This window comes from Janibacter corallicola NBRC 107790, assembly GCF_001570965.1.
Lineage (GTDB): Bacteria > Actinomycetota > Actinomycetes > Actinomycetales > Dermatophilaceae > Janibacter > Janibacter corallicola.
In genome coordinates this window covers 138,112-152,679 of record NZ_BCSR01000002.1, presented here as the reverse complement: position 1 = coordinate 152,679, position 14,568 = coordinate 138,112, and the positions used below count along the sequence as shown (strand labels likewise).

The 14,568-nt window shown below is 71.5% G+C and carries 17 protein-coding genes; 4 read left to right on the top strand and 13 right to left on the bottom strand.

Annotated features, from left to right (window positions below):
* On the bottom strand, window positions 1-244 hold a 244-nt coding region (locus JCO01S_RS02015), incomplete at its 3' end, for a UvrD-helicase domain-containing protein (RefSeq protein ID WP_157074434.1).
* A gap of 125 nt (window positions 245-369) precedes the next feature.
* Here JCO01S_RS02015 and JCO01S_RS02010 point away from each other — a divergent pair.
* From JCO01S_RS02010 to JCO01S_RS02000, 3 genes are read left to right on the top strand one after another with little or no spacing between them, the layout of a single operon-like run.
* Window positions 370-1,020 (top strand): TetR/AcrR family transcriptional regulator, encoded by a 651-nt coding sequence (locus JCO01S_RS02010; RefSeq protein WP_068249935.1) that lies wholly within the window; start codon window positions 370-372, stop codon window positions 1,018-1,020.
* 40 nt (window positions 1,021-1,060) lie between these two features.
* Window positions 1,061-1,279 (top strand): DUF3107 domain-containing protein, encoded by a 219-nt coding sequence (locus tag JCO01S_RS02005; RefSeq protein ID WP_068249933.1) that lies wholly within the window; start codon window positions 1,061-1,063, stop codon window positions 1,277-1,279.
* 15 nt (window positions 1,280-1,294) lie between these two features.
* Window positions 1,295-1,564 (top strand): GlsB/YeaQ/YmgE family stress response membrane protein, encoded by a 270-nt coding sequence (locus JCO01S_RS02000; protein WP_068249931.1) that lies wholly within the window; start codon window positions 1,295-1,297, stop codon window positions 1,562-1,564.
* A gap of 3 nt (window positions 1,565-1,567) precedes the next feature.
* Here JCO01S_RS02000 and JCO01S_RS01995 read toward each other — a convergent pair whose 3' ends face one another.
* Window positions 1,568-2,269, bottom strand: a complete 702-nt coding sequence (locus JCO01S_RS01995; protein ID WP_068249929.1) for a ferritin-like fold-containing protein — start codon at window positions 2,267-2,269, stop codon at window positions 1,568-1,570.
* A 212-nt stretch (window positions 2,270-2,481) separates the two neighbouring features.
* On the opposite strand from JCO01S_RS01995, the gene JCO01S_RS01990 reads away from it, so the two are divergent.
* Complete coding sequence (locus JCO01S_RS01990; RefSeq protein ID WP_068249926.1) at window positions 2,482-3,975, top strand: DEAD/DEAH box helicase; 1,494 nt, start codon at window positions 2,482-2,484, stop codon at window positions 3,973-3,975.
* A 106-nt stretch (window positions 3,976-4,081) separates the two neighbouring features.
* Here the strand turns inward: JCO01S_RS01990 and JCO01S_RS01985 are convergent, their stop codons facing one another.
* The 11 genes from JCO01S_RS01985 to boxC all read right to left on the bottom strand — a co-directional run bounded on the left by JCO01S_RS01985 (window position 4,082) and on the right by boxC (window position 14,511).
* Complete coding sequence (locus JCO01S_RS01985) at window positions 4,082-4,855, bottom strand: ParA family protein (protein WP_084342547.1); 774 nt, start codon at window positions 4,853-4,855, stop codon at window positions 4,082-4,084.
* A gap of 119 nt (window positions 4,856-4,974) precedes the next feature.
* Window positions 4,975-5,820, bottom strand: a complete 846-nt coding sequence (locus tag JCO01S_RS01980) for a PHP domain-containing protein (protein ID WP_068249922.1) — start codon at window positions 5,818-5,820, stop codon at window positions 4,975-4,977.
* A gap of 45 nt (window positions 5,821-5,865) precedes the next feature.
* The gene (locus tag JCO01S_RS01975; protein WP_068249921.1) at window positions 5,866-6,642 is read right to left on the bottom strand and encodes an enoyl-CoA hydratase/isomerase family protein; all 777 of its coding nucleotides are present in this window, start codon (window positions 6,640-6,642) and stop codon (window positions 5,866-5,868) included.
* Window positions 6,643-6,656: 14 nt separating this feature from the next.
* Window positions 6,657-7,868 carry a 3-oxoadipyl-CoA thiolase gene (gene pcaF, locus JCO01S_RS01970; protein WP_068249919.1) on the bottom strand — a complete coding sequence of 404 codons (1,212 nt, stop codon included), beginning with the start codon at window positions 7,866-7,868 and terminating at the stop codon, window positions 6,657-6,659.
* On the bottom strand, window positions 7,865-8,401 hold the full coding sequence (locus tag JCO01S_RS15605) for a DUF6158 family protein (RefSeq protein WP_068249918.1): 537 nt from the start codon (window positions 8,399-8,401) through the stop codon (window positions 7,865-7,867). Before JCO01S_RS15605 ends, pcaF begins: the two co-directional genes overlap by 4 nt.
* Window positions 8,402-8,427: 26 nt before the next feature.
* Window positions 8,428-8,949: a gamma carbonic anhydrase family protein gene (locus JCO01S_RS01960; protein WP_068249915.1), complete on the bottom strand. Its 522-nt coding sequence runs from the start codon at window positions 8,947-8,949 to the stop codon at window positions 8,428-8,430.
* Window positions 8,949-9,812 (bottom strand): amidohydrolase family protein, encoded by an 864-nt coding sequence (locus tag JCO01S_RS01955; protein ID WP_068249912.1) that lies wholly within the window; start codon window positions 9,810-9,812, stop codon window positions 8,949-8,951. Before JCO01S_RS01955 ends, JCO01S_RS01960 begins: the two co-directional genes overlap by 1 nt.
* A gap of 7 nt (window positions 9,813-9,819) precedes the next feature.
* The gene (gene fdxA, locus JCO01S_RS01950; RefSeq protein WP_068249910.1) at window positions 9,820-10,149 is read right to left on the bottom strand and encodes a ferredoxin; all 330 of its coding nucleotides are present in this window, start codon (window positions 10,147-10,149) and stop codon (window positions 9,820-9,822) included.
* A 57-nt stretch (window positions 10,150-10,206) separates the two neighbouring features.
* Window positions 10,207-11,223, bottom strand: coding sequence for an NAD(P)/FAD-dependent oxidoreductase (locus JCO01S_RS01945; protein ID WP_068249908.1), 1,017 nt, complete (start codon window positions 11,221-11,223; stop codon window positions 10,207-10,209).
* Window positions 11,220-12,797 (bottom strand): benzoate-CoA ligase family protein, encoded by a 1,578-nt coding sequence (locus tag JCO01S_RS01940; protein WP_068249906.1) that lies wholly within the window; start codon window positions 12,795-12,797, stop codon window positions 11,220-11,222. Before JCO01S_RS01940 ends, JCO01S_RS01945 begins: the two co-directional genes overlap by 4 nt.
* Window position 12,798: 1 nt before the next feature.
* On the bottom strand, window positions 12,799-14,511 hold the full coding sequence (boxC, locus tag JCO01S_RS01935) for a 2,3-epoxybenzoyl-CoA dihydrolase (protein WP_218002203.1): 1,713 nt from the start codon (window positions 14,509-14,511) through the stop codon (window positions 12,799-12,801).
* Between the last annotated feature and the right edge of the window lie 57 nt (window positions 14,512-14,568).

Genomic DNA, 14,568 nt, shown 5'->3' with positions numbered 1-14,568 from the left:
CCGCCGACAGGCGGGTCGCGGCGACGAGGAGCACCTCGGAGGGGAGGCACTCCCCCTTCGCCACCCGGTCCAGGACCGCGGCCACCGCCACACTCGACTTGCCGGTGCCCGGCCCGCCGAGCACGCGCAGCAGGTCGCCACGGGCGGCCACCGCGGCGGCCTGGTCCGCATCGAGGTCATGACGGGGCACCTCCGCGGCGGTGGTCCTGCGGCGGAGTGCGACTGCTGGTTCCTGCTCGGTCACGTGCCCATCCCACCACCAGCCACCGACAACGCAGCCACCCCCGGACCGGGATGGTCGTCGGTACCACTCGGTAGGATCGTGTGAGCCACGACACCGACGCCCTCGCACGTCCCGGAAGGACCCCCATGAGCCCCACCACCGCCGGCCGCGTCCAGCGGATGCCCCGCGCCCAGCGCCGGGCGCAGCTGCTCGAAGCAGCCCTGTCCGTCTTCGTGGCCAAGGGCTACCACGCGGCGGCGATGGAGGACATCGCCGCCGAGGCGGGCGTCTCCAAGCCGGTGCTCTACCAGCACTTCCCCGGCAAGCTCGAGCTCTACCTCGCGCTGCTGGAGACCCAGTGCGACCACCTCGAGTCGCTCGTCCTGGAGGCGCTGGACTCCTCCCCGGGCCACGAGGAGCGCGTCTACGCGACGGTGGCGGCCTTCTTCGACTTCGTCGCGGACGAAGGGGGCGCCTTCCGCCTGATCTACGAGTCGGACCTGACGAACGACCCGTCCGTGCGCCATCGGCTGGACGCCCTCGAGGCCCAGCTCGGTGACGCCATCGCCCAGCGGATCGCCGAGGACACCGTGCTGGCCCCGCAGCTGGCGGAGATGCTCGGTATCGCGATGGCCGGGGCCGCGCAGGTCATGGCGCGGGTGTGGCTCGCCCACGGGGCGGCCTTCCCGAAGGAGGTCGCCGCCGAGGTCGCCGGCCACCTGGCGTGGCGCGGGATCGGGGCCTTCCCCGTCGACCGGACCAAGGACCCTGCCGGGACCGACGGGGACGGGGAGTGACACGATGGCTCTCGCCAGCACCCGTCCGGAAGGAGTGACCGTGGAGGTCAAGATCGGCGTCCAGAACGTCGCCCGCGAGATCGTCGTCGACGCGAGCGGCACCGAGGAGGAGATCGAGGCCGCGGTCCACACCGCACTCGAGGGCAAGCCGCTGGTGCTCACCGACACCAAGGGCCGCCGCGTCCTCGTCCCCGGTGGCGCACTGGGCTACGTCGAGGTGGGCGAGCCGAGCCGCGGACGCGTGGGCTTCGGGGTCTGAGCCCGCCCGTCGGTCATGTGGACCGTCGTCGCCACGATCATCGTCGGGGCCGTCATCGGTGCCCTCGCGCGTCTCGTGCTGCCCGGCAAGCAGTCCATCTCCACCGTCGTGACCGTCGTCCTCGGCGTCCTCGGGTCGCTCATCGGCTCCTGGGCGCACACCACGTTCTCCGACGGGTCCAGCAGGATCCTGGGGCTGGACTGGATCGCCTTCCTCCTGGGCATCGTCGCCGCCGCGATCCTCATCGTCGTCTACGGCCTCATCGTCGGGCGCACGGAGGACTGACCGTCACGGAGCCAGCCCGAGCCGGCGCATCCGCACCTGGTGCTGGTCGGTGAGGCGCTGCATCAGCTCACCGATCTCCTCGATGGTCGCGCCCGGGCGATCGTGGCTGCGCCCGAGGACCAGGTCACCGAGCGTCTCCCGCCGGCTGGCCACCACCTGGCCCTGGGTGAGCGCCTCCCCCATGAGGCGCCGGCCCCACAGCGCCAGCGGCCCGGCCCGGCGCGAGTCCGCCTCGATGCCCCGACGCACCGCCGCGACGATGACGTCGACGTCCCGGTGGTCGGCCGTGGCCTGCTGGATGATCGCCGCGGTGCCGGGGCGCACGTACTGCGCGGTCTCCAGGTAGAAGTCCGAGGCGATGCCGTCCCCGATGTAGGCCTTGACCAGCCCCTCGAGCAGGTCCCGGGGGCGGGTGCGGTCGTGGTAGGCGTCGAAGGCCTCCCGGAAGGGCTCCATCGCCTCGGTCGGCGTCCCGCCGAGCTCGCCGATGTGGTCCACGAGCAGCTCGTGGCCGCGGAACTCCTTGGCCGCCATCCCGGCGAGCGCGCGCTTGAGGTCCAGGTCCCTGGCCATCTCCGCATCCGCCGCGATGCTCGTGAAGCCCTTGATCGCGCCGTAGGCGATGACCCCGAGCAGGTCGATCGTCCCCTCGAGCTCGCGGGGCCCGATGGTCGCTGGGGTGGGGCTGTCGGGGGCATCGCTCATGTGGCGAGGATATCGACTCCGGAGCACGCATTTGGGTGCTGCACCTGACCGGCGGGTACCATGGAGGTGACCAGCGGTGCCCGGTCGGCATCCTCGTAAGCGCCGGAGCGAAATCCGGACGGTCGCCCACGCAGGCTGACCGCACTTGACTGTCCTCCGATCGGCCCGTCCACCACGGCGTGTTTCGCGCCGTCGATGCTGATCGAGAGAACATGACCGCAGACACGAGTACACCCACGACCGAAACCACGGAAGCCCCCGAGACCGAGCAGCGGCGCTTCCGTGACTTCGACATCGACCCCCTGATCGTCGAGGCGCTCGAAGAGCACGGGATCACCCACCCCTTCCCCATCCAGGCGATGACCCTGCCGGTCGCGCTCGGCGCGCACGACATCATCGGTCAGGCCAAGACGGGGACCGGCAAGACGCTGGGCTTCGGCATCCCGATGCTCAACCGCATCGACACGGGGAGCGAGGACCGCCGGCCGCAGGCACTGGCGGTCGCGCCCACCCGTGAGCTGGCCAGCCAGGTCGCGACCGACCTCCAGCGCGCCGGCAAGAAGCGGGGCATCAAGGTCCTCACCGTCTACGGCGGCCGCGCCTACGAGCCGCAGATCGAGGCGCTGCAGCAGGGCGTGCACGTCGTCGTCGGCACCCCCGGCCGTCTCATCGACCTGGCCCAGCAGAAGTACCTCGACCTGTCGGCGGCCAAGACGATCGTCCTGGACGAGGCCGACGAGATGCTCGACCTGGGCTTCCTGCCGGACGTGGAGAAGATCATGGCGATGACCTCCCCGTCGCGCCACACGATGCTCTTCTCCGCGACGATGCCCGCGGCGATCGTCGCGCTGGCCCGCCGGTACATGACCCAGCCGACCCACATCCGGGCCATGAGCGAGGACGGCGACCACAACGCGCACACCGTCGCGGCGACCGAGCAGCTGATCTACCGCGCCCACGCGATGGACAAGGTCGAGATGCTCGCGCGCATCCTGCAGGCCGAGGGCCGGGGCCGCACGATCATCTTCTCGCGCACCAAGCGCACGGCCGCCAAGGTCGCCGACGAGCTGGCCGACCGTGGCTTCGCGGCCGCGGCCATCCACGGTGACCTCGGGCAGGGGGCCCGCGAGCAGGCGCTGCGGGCCTTCCGCAACGGCAAGGTCGACGTCCTCGTCGCCACCGACGTCGCGGCACGCGGCATCGACGTCGACGACGTCACCCACGTCATCAACTACCAGTGCCCCGACGACGAGAAGACCTACGTCCACCGCATCGGACGCACCGGTCGCGCGGGCAACACCGGCATCGCCGTCACCTTCGTCGACTGGGACGACGCCACCAAGTGGGCGATGATCAACAAGGCGCTCGACCTGGGCATCCCCGAGCCGGTGGAGACCTACTCCTCCAGCCCGCACCTCTTCACCGACCTGAACATCCCCGAGGGGACCAAGGGCCGGCTGCCGCGCTCCAAGCGCACCCGCGCGGGCCTGGACGCGGAGCAGGTCGAGGACCTCGGCGAGACCGGGGCCCACAGCGGCCGTCGCCAGGGTGGCCGCGGTCAGGGTGGCGGCCGTGGCAGTCACCACTCCGGCGGTCGTGGCGGTCAGGAGCGCGGCCAGGAGCGCAGCCAGGACCGACCGCGCCGTCGGCGCAACCGGCGCCGCACCCGCGGGGGCCAGCGGACCCAGCAGCAGGGGAACGCCTGAGCCAGCGCCCCCACGCGCCCCACGATTTCCGGGTGACCCGAGAAACCGCCCCTCGGCACGAGTGTGAAACTCCTGCCAAGGGGCGGTTTCTCTTGTCGAGCGTGCCCTACAACGCCGCGAGGATCTCCTCGGTGACCTCGCGATAGGCCGCGGCCCCCTTGCTGGACCGGGCGGTCTCGAGGATGGAGCGCCCCGCGGCCGGGGCCTCGGCGAAGCGCACCGTCCGCGGGATCGGCGGGGAGAGCACCGGCAGCTGGTACCGCGTGCCGAGGTCCTCGAGCACCTCGCGGGAGTGGTTGGAGCGACCGTCGTACATCGTCGGCAGGATGCCGATGACCTTGAGCTTCTTGTTGAGCAGCTTCTTGACGTCCTTGACGGTGTCGAGCAGCTGCCCGACACCACGGTGGCTGAGCATCTCGGCCTGCATCGGCACGATGAGCCCGGTCGCGGCGGTCAGCGCGGCGAGGGTGAGCACCCCGAGACTGGGGCTGCAGTCCAGGAGGATGACGTCGTAGTCCGCGCGCGCGTCCGCCAGGGCCGACTGGAGGATGAACTCCCGGCCGGGACGGGTGAGCACCTGGGCCTCCGCGCCGGCGAGGTCGATCGTCGCCGGCAGCAGGTCGATGCCCTCACCGGCCTCGAGCAGCGCCTCCTCGACCTCCGCCTGCCCGAGGACGATCTCGTTGACCGAGACCTCCACCGCGTCGGGGTCGATCCCGAGGCTGAAGGTCAGCGAGGCCTGCGGGTCCAGGTCCACGAGCAGCACCCGTCTCCCCAGCTCGGCCAGGGCCGCTCCGATGGACGCCACGGACGTCGTCTTGGCGACGCCGCCCTTCTGGTTCGCAACGGCGATGATCGCCGCCTTCTTGGCTCGTGCCACCGGGGTCAGCCCTCCTCTGGTGCGGGTTCCCGATCATCCTCGCAGGTCGCCACCCGCCCGGCTCGCAGACCTCCCCGACACGACGTGCTGCCTGCAGCATTTTTGTCCGGGTGCGGCTGTCACCGCAGCACGGGCGTGGTGCCGGAGGAGGCAGCGACGATGCGCTCGAGCTGGGCGGGGTCGGTGGTGTTCTCGCCGAGGCGGTTCTCCTTGCCCTCGCCGTGGTAGTCGCTGCTGCCGGTCACGATGAGGTCGTGCTCGGCTGCCAGCCGCCGGGCCAGCCGCCGCCCCTCCGCGTCGTGGTCGCGGTGGTCCGCCTCCAGACCGGCCAGCCCGGCCTCGGCCAGCTCCGCGATGTCCTCCTGGCCCAGCGCCCGCTGCCGGCGACTGGCGAAGGGGTGGGCAGCCACCGGTACGCCACCGGCGGCCCGCACGAGGCGTACCGCCTCCTCGGTGGGGATCGCGTAGTGGCGCTCGTAGTAGGGCGACCTGCTGTAGAGCAGCCTCCCGAAGGCCTCGCTGCGGCTGCGGACCTCCCCCTTCGCCACGAGTGCGTCGGCCAGGTGAGGTCGCCCGAGGGTGGCTGGTTCTTCGCCCTGGGCGAGGACGTCCTCCCAGGTGATGTCGAAACCGTCGGCCGCCATGTGCTCGACGATCCGCTGCAGCCGGGGCACCCGGTCCTCGCGGACCCGTCGCAGCTGCGCGGCGAGCCGGTCCTCCTCCGGGTCGAAGAGGTAGGCCAGCACGTGGACGGACCGACCGTGGTGCCGGGTGGACAGCTCGGCCCCTCGCACCAGGGCGATCCCCTGCGCGGCGGCGGCCTCGGCCGCCTCGGCCCACCCGCTCGTGGTGTCGTGATCGGTCAGCGCGACGGTGTCGATCCCGGTGCGGGCGGCCTGCGCCACGACGACGGTGGGCGACTCGGTCCCGTCGCTGCGGGAGGAGTGGGTGTGCAGGTCGATCACGCCATCACCCTATGGCCTGCCCGCGGCCGGTGGACGAAGCGCTCCTCAGCCCAGGCCGGGCCACTCCGGCCGACGCTTCTCGGCGAAGGCGCGCACGCCCTCGGCCCGGTCGGCGCTGAAGGCGGTGTCGTGCCAGCGGGCGTCCTCCAGGTCCAACCCCTCGTCGTAGGAGAGCTGCAGCCCGTCCCGCATCGCCGCCTTCGCATTGCGTACCCCCACCGGGGAGTGCGAGGCGATCGTGGCGGCCATGGCGAGGGCCTCCCCCTTCGCGTCCTCGACGACCCGGTCGGCCAGGCCCAGCCGGGCCGCCTCGGGGCCGTCGATCCGGCGGGCGGTGAAGATCAGGTCCGCCGCACGGGACCACCCGATCCGGGAGGTGAGCAGCTGGGTGCCGCCACCGCCGGGGATGACGCCCACCGAGACCTCCGGCAGCGCGAAGGAGGCCTTCGGGCCGGCGACGATGAGGTCGCAGGCGAGCGCGATCTCGCACCCGCCCCCGAGGGCGTGCCCGTCGACCGCGGCGATCGTCGGCACCGGCAGGTCGTGCAGCGCCCGGTAGGCCAGCCGGTTGCCCGGCCGCTGCGCCCGCAGGTCCTCGTCGGTGAAGCCGTTGCGCTCCTTGAGGTCGGCGCCGACGCAGAAGGCCTTCTCGTTGCTGGAGGTCACCACGACCGCCCGCACCGAGAGGTCCTCGCGCAGCTGCTCACCGGCCGCGGTCAGCGCGTTCGCCATCTCGGTGGAGACGGCGTTCATCGCCTCCGGCCGGTCCAGGACGACCTCGCGGACGCCGTTCTCGTGCTCCTCGATGCGGATGAGGGCCATGCTCACTCCTTCGCTCAGGGGCGCGACAGCAGTGCCGCGATGCCCTGACCGACACCGATGCACATCGTCGCGACCGCGTGGTCGTGGTCGCCGTCGGCCATGGAGATGGCCGCCGACAGCGCGATCCGCGCACCGCTCATCCCGAGCGGGTGGCCCAGGGCGATGGCCCCGCCGTGGGGGTTGACGCGGGGGTCGTCGTCGGCGATGCCGAGCTCGCGCAGGACGGCGAGGCCCTGCGAGGCGAAGGCCTCGTTGAGCTCGATGACGCCGACGGAGTCCAGCCCCACGCCGGTGCGCTCGATGAGCTTCTTCGTCGCCGGCGCCGGCCCCATGCCCATGACACGGGGCTCCACGCCGGCGGCGGTCACCGCGTCGATGCGCGCGAGCGGCCTCAGCCCGTGCCGCTCGACGGCCTCCTCCGAGGCGACGAGCATCGCGGCCGCGCCGTCGTTGACGCCGGAGGCGTTGCCGGCGGTCACGCTGCCGCCCTCGAAGAGCGGCCGGAGACCGGCGAGCGCCTCCAGCGAGGTCTCCCGGGGGTGCTCGTCGGTGTCGACGACCACCGGGTCGGCCTTGCGCCGGGGCACGCTCACCGGCACGATCTCGCGGGCGAGGCGCCCGTTCGCGATCGCCGTGGCGGCCCGCTCCTGGGAGCGCAGCGCGAAGGCGTCCTGGTCCTCCCGCGAGACCGGGTACTCCGAGGCGACGTTCTCGGCGGTGCGCGGCATCGGGTCGGTGCCGTACATCCGCTCCATCTCCGGGTTGACGAAGCGCCACCCGATCGTCGTGTCCTCCAGCGTCATCGAACGGGAGAAGGCCTTGTCCGCCTTCGGCGCGACGAAGGGGGCCCGGCTCATGCTCTCCGCACCGCCGGCGATCATCAGGTCGGCATCGCCGGAGCGGATCGCGCGGGCGGCGTAGCCGAGCGCGTCCAGCCCCGAGCCGCAGAGCCGGTTGATGGTCGTGCCGGGGACCGAGACCGGCAGCCCGGCGAGCAGCACCGCCATCCGCGCGACGTTGCGGTTGTCCTCACCGGCCTGGTTGGCGTTGCCGAGGGCCACGTCGTCCAGCAGCGCGGGGTCGAGCCCCTCGTGCCGGGCGAGCAGCCCGCGGATGACGTGTGCGGCCAGGTCGTCCGGACGCACGCTCGAGAGCGCACCGCCGTACCTGCCGACCGGGGTGCGGACTCCGTCGACGAGGTAGGCGGCCCGCGTCGCCCCGCTCACGCCCGGTCCGCCAGGCGCGCGCGGCCGGCCTCGGTGAGGACGCGCTCCTTGCCCTCGGTGGCGATCAGCGGCGGCTCGGCCTTGTACAGGTCGGCCCGCACGGCCGGGTCGAGGCCGACCTCACGAGCGATCTGGTGGGCCTCCAGCCGGTTCATCCGGCCGCCCTTGTCGGCGATCTTCTGCAGGAAGGCGGTCACCGGTTCCTCGGCCGCGGCTCCCTCGCTGGGCTTCGGGTCCGGCAGCTCCACGAGCGCCTCGAGCTGGGCGACGACACCGCGCACGGTCTCGCGCCACGAGGCGGCCGTCTGCTCCAGGTCGTGGGCGGCACCACCACTGCCCTGCCAGGTGCGCTTGGGGTAGCGGCGGATGTACTCCCGCTCCAGCTCGAGCATCCGGGCGGTGTGGTGGGCGAACTGGTCGGCGCTGCCGTGCAGGAAGACCCAGTTGCGGGTCTCGTGGGCCTGCTTGCCCTGGGACTCCAGCTCCTCGTCGCTGAGCTCGGAGGCGGGAACGCCGCGATTTTCCTCAGTCATGTCTCGGTCCTCTCCTTCTTCCCACGTCAGTCGAGTCGACGCAGCCGGTCTCGGTAGGTTGTCGCGTTGCGGAGGTACTCGTCGACGCCGAACCGGACCCACTCACGGGCGGCGTCGGGGGCGGGCCGGGCCTTGGCCGGGACACCGATCGCCATGGACGCCGCGGGGATCTCGGCGTGCTCGGTGACGACGGCGCCGGCACCGACGATCGAGCCGGCCCCGACGGTGGCGAAGTTGAGCACGATGCTGCCGGAACCGATCAGGCAGTCGTCGTGCACGGTGCAGCCCTCGAGGTGGGCGTTGTGCCCGACGACGCAGCCGGCGCCGATGCTCGTGGGCTGCTCGACGATGCAGTGCACGACGGTCCCGTCCTGCACCGACGTGCGGTCACCGACGACGATCTGCCCGAAGTCGGCGCGCAGCACCGCGCCGGGCCACACCGAGGCCTGCTCGCCCAGGGTCACCGCGCCGATCACGGTCGCGTCGGGGTGGACGAAGGCGGAGTCCGGCACCACCGGCTCCAGGTCGCCCAGTGCGTACAGGGCCATCAGCGGGCCACCTCCGGCATGTTGGCGTAGAGGCGAAGGGCGTTCCCACCGAGCACCCCGGCGGCCGCCTCCGCGGGGACCAGGTCGGCCACGGCACGGGCGTTGCTGTCGACCCCGGGCACGCCGGGCCAGTCGGTCGCGAAGATCATCTTGCGCGAGAGACGCTCCAGCCCCGCGGCGGCGTAGTACTGCGGCAGTCGCTTGGGCGGCAGGCCGGAGAGCTCGATCCACACGTGCTCGTTGGTCAGCGCCATGAAGCCGGCCTGCTCGTACCACCAGCCGCGGCCGCCGTGGGCGAGGATCACGTTCAGCCCGGGGAAGTCCCGCAGGACCGGCAGCAGGTAGGTCGGGTCCGCGTACTCGTTGCGCGACCCGGAGAAGGTCGAGGTGCCGCAGTGCACGACGAGCGGCACACCCTCCTCCTGGAGCACCTGGTACGCGGGGTAGAGCATCGGGTCGTCGCAGCGGAAGCCCCCGTGGACGGGGTGCAGCTTCAGCCCCGCGGCCCCGTGCCCGAGCTGCCGGCGCACCTCGTCCGCGATGGGGTGGTGCAGGTGCGGGTTGACGTTGGCCATCGGCCGGAACCGCTGCGGGTTGTGCTCGACGATCGGCAGCAGGTCCTCGAAGAGCTGCATGCCGGTCGCCTTGGGGCTGTACTCGCAGAAGAGGACGGCCACGTCCACCCCTTGGGCGGCGAAGTGCTCGTCGAGGTACTCCGGGCGTGGGACGCCCTCGGGGTCCCACGCCCGCTCGAGCAGCCCCTCGGGCCCGAACTGCCGGGCCCAGTCGATCCACGAGCTGCTCAGCGTCGGCAGCACCGGGACGTGGACGTGGGCGTCCACGAGAGGGCGGTCGTCGAGCACGGCGTCCTCAGAGTCCCGCGACGAAGGGGGTGTCGGTCCCGATCGGACCGGTCTTGTGCGAGCCACCGGGCGCCCCGAGCGGCTCCTCGCGCCCCGGCAGGACCTCGGTGAAGAAGCGACGGTTGTCCTCGATGTGCTCCATGTCCTCCTCGGCGACCCGACGGTCCTGGGAGATGGCCTCCACGGGGCAGACCGGCTCGCAGGCGCCGCAGTCGATGCACTCCTTGGGGTTGATGTAGAGCTTGCGATCCCCCTCGTAGATGCAGTCGACGGGGCACTCCTCGGTGCAGGACGTGTCCATCGTGTCCACACAGGGGCTGGCGATCACGTAGGGCATGGCGGATCTCCTCTCTCCGGGGGCTCCAGTGTGCCCCCGAACGCTGTTGCGGGGGTGTCAGGCGGGCTGCGGGACCGACGTCGGCTGCTGGTCGGTCGAGTGACCGGGGAACAGCTGCGCGTCCGGGTCGAGGTGCACCGCAGCGTTGTTCACCGCAGTGGCGACCTCACCGAAGCCGACCGCGATGAGGCGCACCTTGCCGTCGTAGTCGGTGATGTCACCGGCGGCGTAGACGCCCGGGACGTTGGTGCGCATCGCCGAGTCGACGACGAGGTGGCGGTTGTCGTGCAGCTCCACACCCCACTCGCGAAGGGGGCCGAGGTTGGCCGTGAAGCCCAACGCCGCCACGAGGCGGGTGCACGGCAGGTCCCGCGGGTCCTCCCCCTTCGGGGTGATCGTCACCGACTCCAGGGCCTCCTCGCCGGCGGTGCCGGTGACCTGGCAGTTGAGCACGATCTCGACCGGGGCGTCCTTCATCTGCTCGACGGAGCCGTGGTGGGCGCGGAACTTGTCCCGCCGGTGCACGAGCGTGACGGACTTGGCGATCGGGTGGAGCATGTTCGCCCAGTCCACGGCGGAGTCGCCGCCGCCGACGATGACGACGTCCTGGTCGGCGTACTCGGCCGAGCTCGGCACGAAGTACTCCAGCCCCTTCCCGAGGTGGCTCTCGCCCGCCGGCAGCGGACGAGGGCTGAAGGTGCCGATGCCACCGGTCACGACGACGGCGCCGGTGTCGACCACGTCGCCGGTGCTGGTGGTCACCCGCAGCCGTTCCCGACCGTCCTCACCGGTGACGTGCTCGAGCCCCTGGGCCTCCTGACCGAGCAGGTAGGTCGGGTCGTAGGGGGCCGCCTGCTCCACGAGGTTGGCGATCAGCTGGCGCCCCGAGACGCTCGGGAAGCCGGCGATGTCGAAGATCGCCTTCTCCGGGTACATGGCGGTCACCTGGCCACCGACCTGGCTGAGGCTGTCGACGATCGCGGTGGAGAGACCACGGACCCCGGCGTAGTAGGCACCGAAGAGACCGACCGGGCCGGCTCCGACGATCAGCAGATCGACTGTGGTGGTCTTCATGAGACGGCCTCCTTCTCCTGCAGCTCCTTGACGAGCGTGCGGACCTTGAATCGCTGCATCTTGCCGGTCGCGGTCTTCGGCAGCTCGTCGACGAAGTAGACCCGGCGCGGCCGCTTGAAGCTGGCCAGCCCCTCCCGGCACCACGCGTCGAGCTCCTCGGGGGTCACCGCCGACGTGCTGACGACGACGGCGACGGGCTTGACGAGGCCGTCGGCGTCCTCCTGGCCGACCACCGCGCACTCGACCACGGAGTCGTGCTCGAGCAGGCGGTCCTCGACCTCGGTCGGGCTGACCCAGATGCCGCCGGCCTTGAGCAGGTCGGTGGCCCGGCCCATGCAGGTGTAGTACCCGTCGTCGTCGCGGACGTAGGTGTCACCGGTGTTGAGCCACTCCCCCTGGAAGACCGAGCGGGTGGCATCGGCCCGGCGCCAGTACCCCAGCGCCGCGGACTCGGCCCGCACGAAGAGGGTGCCCGGCTCGTTGTCCGGGACCAGTCCGCCGTCGGCGTCGCGGATCTGCAGCTCGTACCCGGGCACCGCCTTGCCGGTGGTGCCCATCTTGATCTCGCCCGGGCGGTTGGACAGGAAGATGTGCAGGCACTCGGTCGAGCCGATGCCGTCGAGGATGTCGAAGCCGAAGCGCTCCTTGACCCGGGACTGCACCCCCTTCGGGAGGGGCTCACCGGCGGAGGCCCCGAGACGCACTGAGGCGAAGGAGTCGTCCGGGATGTCGCTGTTCAGCAGCCCCGCGTAGAAGGTGGGGACCCCGAAGAAGAGCGTCGGCCTGCTCTCCCGGACCCGCTCGGCGATGCCGTGCGGAGTCGGGCGGCCCGGCTCGAGGATGGTCGTCGCGCCCGCCGAGAGCGGGAAGAACATCGAGTTGCCGATGCCGTAGGCGAAGAAGAGCTTCGCGATGGAGATGCACCGGTCCTCGGCGGTGATGCCCAGGACCTGCTGCGCGTAGGTCTCGCACACGAGGCGGAGGTTCTGGTGGCGGTGCATGGCCCCCTTCGGCTTGCCGGTCGTCCCGGAGGTGTAGAGCCACAGGGCCCATGCGTCCGCGCCGGCCGGAACGGGCGCACGCTCCTTGGCGGGGGCCCCGTCGGCCCGGGCGACGAGCTCGTCCCAGGAGAGCTCGTCGGTGCCGGCGACCCCACCGTGCTCACCGGGGTCGCCGTCCCAGACCAGGTGCCCCACCGCGGGGCAGTCGGCGACCGCCTCGGCCACCGCCGCGGCGTAGGTCGAGCTGCCGACCACCACCGCGGCACCCGAGTCGTCGATGATCTCGGCGAGCTCGTTCGCGCCGTACATCGTCGAGATCGGGACCGCGACGAACCCGCCGCGCATGGCCCCGAGGACACCCGTGAAGAGCGGGATGTCGTCACCCGCCACGAACAGGACGCGGTCATCGCGGCGCAGGCCGAGCGAGCGCAGGGCCGCCGCGACCCGGCCGGTCAGGTCGACCAGCTCGTCGTAGGTGAGGTTGCGGGACGGCGTCTCGACCGCCGTGTGGGTGCCACGCTCGGCGGCGACCCGGTCAACCAGCCACTCTGCTGCGTTGAATGTACTCGGCATCTCAGACGCGCTCCAGGTTGTAGTCGCCCTTCTGGCCGCTGCCGTAACGGCGCAGCGCGCCGTCCGGGCCGGAGGCGTTCGGGCGGATGAAGATCCAGTTCTGCCAGGCGGTCAGGCGACCGAAGACCTTGGTCTCCATGGTCTCCGGGCCGACGAATCGGTGGTTGGCCTCCATGCCGGTCAGTGCGTCCGGCGAGAGGGCGGCCCGCTCCTCGAGCACGATGCGCAGCTCGTCCTCGAAGTCGATGTCGTCCAGGGCCATGGTCACCAGGCCCGCCTCGTCGGCGGCCGCGGAGTCCAGGTCCTTGCCCTTGGCGGCACGGGCCTTCTCGAGCTCCTCGTCCCGGTTCCAGAAGCGGGACTCGAGGCGGGAGAGGCCGTTGCTCATCGGGTAGGCACCGTCGTTGATCTCCGTCACGCGGATCGTCGCCGGGGTGGCGTCGGGGTCGACGTCCTCGTAGACGCCCTCGAGCATGTACTGCCGGTCCGCCGCCAGGGCCAGCTCGAGCAGGGTGCCGACGAAGGCGGTGCCCGGGTCGATGACCGCGAAGATGCTGCGCGAGGTGACGTCGAGGCGCTTGAAGGTGCGCTTGAGGTACTGGTTCACCTCGTTGACGAACCAGTCCTGCTTCCACTCGGTGAGCTTCTCGTCGTGGGCGAGCACGAGCGACTGGTCACCGGTGGCGCGGATGACCCAGGTGCCGATGAGCAGCTCGTTGGTCCGCAGGTGCAGGATCAGGTCGTCCAGCTCGCGGGCGAGCGCCAGCGGATAGTAGTCCACGCCCTGCGTGCGGGCGGCCTCGGCGTCGGCCGGGGGCTCCTCGGTGGGGGCGGAGACGGTGATCTCGGCGAGGCGCTTGTCCCGGTCCAGCGTCGCGCTCACGTGCTGGTAGGAGATCGTGTCGCCCTCGATGGTGCGGGAGAGCTCGGTCAGCGCCACGCCCTCGCCGCCGGGACGGCCCGAGTCCTTGGCGCGCTCCTGGGCGCGCTTCTTGATCTCCTCATCCCAGGAGCCGCGCGGGATGGTCGCGTCGATGAAGCCCCAGTCCACGGCCTGGTCCCCGCGGTAGCCCTCGGACTTGGTCGCGAAGAGGTCGGCGCGGTCCTTGCGCACGTGGCGCTTGTCGACGACCCGGGTGAGGCCACCGGTGCCGGGGAGCACGCCGAGCAGCGGCACCTCGGGCAGCGAGACCGTGGAGGAGTTGTCGTCCATGAGCACGATGTCGTCGCAGGCCAGGGCCAGCTCGTAGCCGCCGCCGGCGGCGGTGCCGTTCAGCGCGGCGATCCAGGTCTGACCGGAGTTGGCGGACGCGTCCTCGATGCCGTTGCGGGTCTCGTTGGTGAACTTGCAGAAGTTCACCTTCCAGCTGTGCGGGGACCCGGCGAGCATGCGGATGTTCGCGCCGGCGCAGAACATCTTGTCCTTGCCGCTCGTGATGACGACCGACTTGACCTCGGGGTGCTCGAAGCGCATCCGCTGCGAGATGTCGTAGAGCTCGATGTCGACGCCGAGGTCGTAGCTGTTCATCTTCAGCTCGTACCCGGGGACGATGCCGCCCTGCTCGTCGACGTCCAGCTTCACGTAGGCGACCTCGCCGTCGTACTCGACGGTGAAGTGCTTGTACTTCTCGGGTGAGGTGCGGAACTCGACCACCGGCTGGTCGGTCGCCTCCTGGCCACCCGTGGCGTCCTTCTCGATCGTGGCTTCGCTCACGTCTTACCTTCCGTCTGCAGGGTCGGCGTCGTGGGGACCACGACGTCCGGGGCACAG

Coding starts and splice junctions, on each gene's coding strand:
- fdxA (WP_068249910.1), bottom strand. CDS start 10,149: ATGCCCTACGTGATCGCCAGCCCCTGTGTGGACACGATGGACACGTCC.
- JCO01S_RS01975 (WP_068249921.1), bottom strand. CDS start 6,642: ATGGCCCTCATCCGCATCGAGGAGCACGAGAACGGCGTCCGCGAGGTC.
- JCO01S_RS02000 (WP_068249931.1), top strand. CDS start 1,295: ATGTGGACCGTCGTCGCCACGATCATCGTCGGGGCCGTCATCGGTGCC.
- JCO01S_RS01995 (WP_068249929.1), bottom strand. CDS start 2,269: ATGAGCGATGCCCCCGACAGCCCCACCCCAGCGACCATCGGGCCCCGC.
- JCO01S_RS01960 (WP_068249915.1), bottom strand. CDS start 8,949: ATGGCCCTGTACGCACTGGGCGACCTGGAGCCGGTGGTGCCGGACTCC.
- JCO01S_RS02010 (WP_068249935.1), top strand. CDS start 370: ATGAGCCCCACCACCGCCGGCCGCGTCCAGCGGATGCCCCGCGCCCAG.
- JCO01S_RS01945 (WP_068249908.1), bottom strand. CDS start 11,223: ATGAAGACCACCACAGTCGATCTGCTGATCGTCGGAGCCGGCCCGGTC.
- JCO01S_RS01990 (WP_068249926.1), top strand. CDS start 2,482: ATGACCGCAGACACGAGTACACCCACGACCGAAACCACGGAAGCCCCC.
- JCO01S_RS01940 (WP_068249906.1), bottom strand. CDS start 12,797: ATGCCGAGTACATTCAACGCAGCAGAGTGGCTGGTTGACCGGGTCGCC.
- JCO01S_RS15605 (WP_068249918.1), bottom strand. CDS start 8,401: ATGACTGAGGAAAATCGCGGCGTTCCCGCCTCCGAGCTCAGCGACGAG.